Below are 3638 nucleotides of genomic sequence, written 5' to 3'. Positions count from 1 at the left end.
CACCACCCTCCCCCTCCTTGCACCCCCCACCATCCCAACTAAACTTGTTGCCACCTTGCACACGCCGCGCACGGCCTGGCGCTGGCGTACTTAAAAGGTTGACCGTTCGATCAGAAAAAAACGAAAAACGGTACACATAACAAATATTTGTTTGTGTACAATCTTCAGCAACCTGTTCCTTGCGTGCCACCTTCGAACAGGGCTGGACACGGGTCGGCGTACCAAAGTTGCGTTGCGATATCCCGGGTGGTTATCAATACTGGCGCCGATTTTCGACCAACAAGAACATAAAACCGTGGAACCTTAGAATGAGCACTGCAACCAGTCCGACTGCTTATAACTACAAGGTCGTCCGCCAGTTCGCCATCATGACGGTGGTGTGGGGGATACTGGGCATGGGCCTCGGCGTCTTCATCGCCTCGCAACTGGTCTGGCCGCAACTGAACCTGGACCTGCCCTGGACCAGCTTCGGCCGGCTGCGCCCCCTGCACACCAACCTGGTGATCTTCGCCTTCGGCGGTTGTGCGCTGTTCGGCACCAGCTACTACGTGGTGCAGCGCACCTGCCAGACGCGGCTGATTTCCGACAGCCTGGCTGCCTTCACCTTCTGGGGCTGGCAAGCCGTGATTGCCGGTGCGCTGATCACCCTGCCGATGGGCTACACCACCACCAAGGAGTACGCCGAGCTGGAATGGCCGCTGGCGATTTTGCTGGCGATCGTCTGGGTGACCTACGCCGTGGTGTTCTTCGGCACCATCGTCAAGCGCAAAACCCGGCACATCTATGTGGGCAACTGGTTCTACGGCGCATTCATCGTGGTCACGGCCATGCTGCACATCGTCAACCACATTTCCCTGCCGGTGAGCCTGTTCAAGTCGTATTCGGCCTACGCCGGTGCAACCGATGCCATGATCCAGTGGTGGTACGGGCACAACGCGGTGGGCTTCTTCCTCACCACGGGCTTCCTGGGCATGATGTATTACTTCGTGCCCAAGCAGGCTGAGCGGCCCATCTATTCGTACCGGCTGTCCATCGTGCACTTCTGGGCGCTGATTACCCTGTACATCTGGGCCGGCCCACACCACCTGCACTACACCGCCCTGCCCGACTGGGCCCAGTCGCTGGGCATGGTGATGTCGATCATCCTGCTGGCACCGAGCTGGGGCGGCATGATCAACGGCATGATGACCCTGTCGGGTGCCTGGCACAAACTGCGCACCGACCCGATCCTGCGCTTTCTGGTGGTCTCGCTGGCGTTCTACGGCATGTCCACCTTCGAAGGGCCGATGATGGCCATCAAGACGGTGAATGCGCTGTCCCACTACACCGACTGGACCATCGGCCACGTGCACGCCGGCGCCCTCGGCTGGGTCGCGATGATTTCCATCGGCGCCGTGTACCACATGATCCCGCGCCTGTATGGCCGCGAGCAGATGCACAGCGTCGGGCTGATCAACGCGCACTTCTGGCTGGCCACCATCGGCACCGTGCTGTACATCGCCTCGATGTGGGTCAACGGCATCACCCAGGGCCTGATGTGGCGTGCGATCAACGATGACGGCACCCTGACCTACTCGTTCGTCGAAGCCTTGCAAGCCAGCCACCCCGGCTACATCGTGCGGGCGCTGGGCGGCGCGTTCTTCGCCAGCGGCATGCTGCTGATGGCCTACAACGTCTGGCGCACGGTACGGGCCGCCAACCCGGTACAAGCCGAGGCAGCCGCCCAAATCGTCATCGTGGGAGCGCACTGATGAAGCACGAAGCCGTTGAGAAGAACATAGGCCTGCTGGCGTTCTTCATGGTCATCGCCGTGAGCATCGGTGGCCTTACCCAGATCGTCCCGCTGTTCTTCCAGGACGTCACCAACAAACCGGTGGAGGGCATGAAGCCGCGCACCGCGCTGGAACTGGAAGGGCGCGATATCTACATCCGCGAAGGCTGCGTGGGTTGCCATTCGCAGATGATCCGCCCGTTCCGCGCCGAAACCGAGCGTTATGGCCATTACTCGGTGGCGGGCGAGAGCGTATGGGACCACCCGTTCCTGTGGGGCTCCAAGCGTACCGGGCCGGACCTGGCCCGCGTCGGCGGCCGCTACTCGGACGACTGGCACCGGGCGCACCTGTACAACCCGCGCAACGTGGTACCGGAATCAAAGATGCCGGCCTACCCGTGGTTGGTGGAGAACACACTCGACGGCCGTGATACGGCGAAGAAGATGGAGGTACTGCGCACCCTGGGCACGCCGTACACCGACGCGGATATCGCCGGCGCCCGCGACGCGGTCAAGGGTAAAACCGAGATGGACGCCCTGGTGGCCTACCTGCAAGGCCTTGGCACCCTCATCAAGAGCAAACGGTGACGCTGATGGATATCGGGATGATTCGCGGCCTGGGCACTGTGGTGGTGCTGGTGGCCTTTGTCGGGCTGGCGTTATGGGTGTTCAGCCCACGCCGCAAGAAGGATTTCGACGAAGCGACCCAGCTGCCATTCGCAGATGACCCCGAGGCCCGCCGCCACGTCGAGAAAGCGCAAGCAAACGCGTCTGGGAGAAAACAACAATGACAACCTTCTGGAGTGTGTACATCACGGTCCTGACCCTAGGTACCATCTTCGCGCTGACCTGGTTGCTGCTGTCCACCCGCAAAGGCCAGCGCGACGAAGTCACCAACGAAACCGTCGGCCATGCCTTCGACGGCATCGAGGAGTACGACAACCCCCTGCCCAAGTGGTGGTTCTGGCTGTTCGTCGGCACCATCGTCTTTGCCCTGGGCTACCTGGTGCTGTACCCGGGCCTGGGCAACTGGAAGGGCATGCTACCGGGGTACAGCTACCTGGATAACGACAAGCAGACCGAGTTCGCCAACGGCGAGGCCGGCTGGACGGGCGCCCATGAGTGGGAAAAGGAAATGGCCAAGGCCGACGCCCGCTTCGGCCCGATTTTCGCCAAGTTCGCCGCCATGCCCATTGCGGACGTGGCCAAGGACCCGCAGGCCCTGAAAATGGGGGCCAGGTTGTTTGCTTCCAACTGTTCGGTGTGCCACGGCTCGGACGCCAAGGGCGCCTATGGCTTCCCCAACCTGACCGACAACGACTGGCGCTGGGGCGGTGAGCCGGACACCATCAAGGCCACCATCATGGGTGGCCGTCATGGGGTGATGCCGGCCTGGGCCGAGGTGATCGGCGAACAGGGCGTGGCCGACGTGGCCGCGTTCGTGGTCAGCAAGCTCGATGGGCGCACGCTGCCCGAGGGCGTCAAGGCCGATGTGGAAAACGGCCAGAAGATCTTCGCGACCAATTGTGTGGCCTGCCACGGGCCCGAGGGCAAGGGTACGCCGGCCATGGGTGCGCCAAACCTGACGCACCCGCAGGCGTTCATCTACGGCTCGAGCTTTGCCCAGCTGCAGCAGACCATCCGCTATGGCCGCCAAGGGCAGATGCCGGCGCAAGAGCAGTTGCAGGGCAATGACAGGGTGCATTTGCTGGCCGCCTATGTGTACAGCCTGTCGCATCAGGATGCGCCGGCCGAGGCGGAGTAAGCAGGCCTGCCCCCGGCGCGGGTCAACCCCAATCCTGTGGGGGCGGGTTCCCCCGCGAAGCATGCAGCGCGGTGCATGGCACCGGCCTCGCCGGTGTTCGCG

At 62.7% G+C, this 3638-nt stretch carries 4 protein-coding genes; all 4 read left to right on the top strand.

Translation table 11 applies throughout. The annotated features are described in order from the left end of the window. The first annotated feature begins 308 nt into the window (after positions 1-308). Genes ccoN through ccoP form a run of 4 tightly spaced genes read left to right on the top strand, consistent with a single transcriptional unit; the run spans position 309 to position 3536 of the window. Positions 309-1751 (top strand): cytochrome-c oxidase, cbb3-type subunit I, encoded by a 1443-nt coding sequence (ccoN, locus tag IAE38_RS23605; RefSeq protein WP_201165534.1) that lies wholly within the window; start codon positions 309-311, stop codon positions 1749-1751. Further along, on the top strand, positions 1751-2359 hold the full coding sequence (gene ccoO, locus IAE38_RS23600) for a cytochrome-c oxidase, cbb3-type subunit II (RefSeq protein WP_028632170.1): 609 nt from the start codon (positions 1751-1753) through the stop codon (positions 2357-2359). Before ccoN ends, ccoO begins: the two co-directional genes overlap by 1 nt. A gap of 5 nt (positions 2360-2364) precedes the next feature. Beyond that, complete coding sequence (locus tag IAE38_RS23595; protein ID WP_028632169.1) at positions 2365-2562, top strand: CcoQ/FixQ family Cbb3-type cytochrome c oxidase assembly chaperone; 198 nt, start codon at positions 2365-2367, stop codon at positions 2560-2562. Further along, positions 2559-3536 (top strand): cytochrome-c oxidase, cbb3-type subunit III, encoded by a 978-nt coding sequence (gene ccoP / locus IAE38_RS23590; RefSeq protein WP_201165540.1) that lies wholly within the window; start codon positions 2559-2561, stop codon positions 3534-3536. The genes IAE38_RS23595 and ccoP overlap by 4 nt, the downstream gene beginning before the upstream one ends. Positions 3537-3638: the final 102 nt, after the last annotated feature.

The organism is Pseudomonas sp. S32 (assembly GCF_016648095.1).
GTDB lineage: Bacteria > Pseudomonadota > Gammaproteobacteria > Pseudomonadales > Pseudomonadaceae > Aquipseudomonas > Aquipseudomonas parafulva.
The sequence above is the reverse complement of the archived record's forward strand: the minus strand, read 5'-3'. Positions and strand labels throughout refer to the sequence as shown.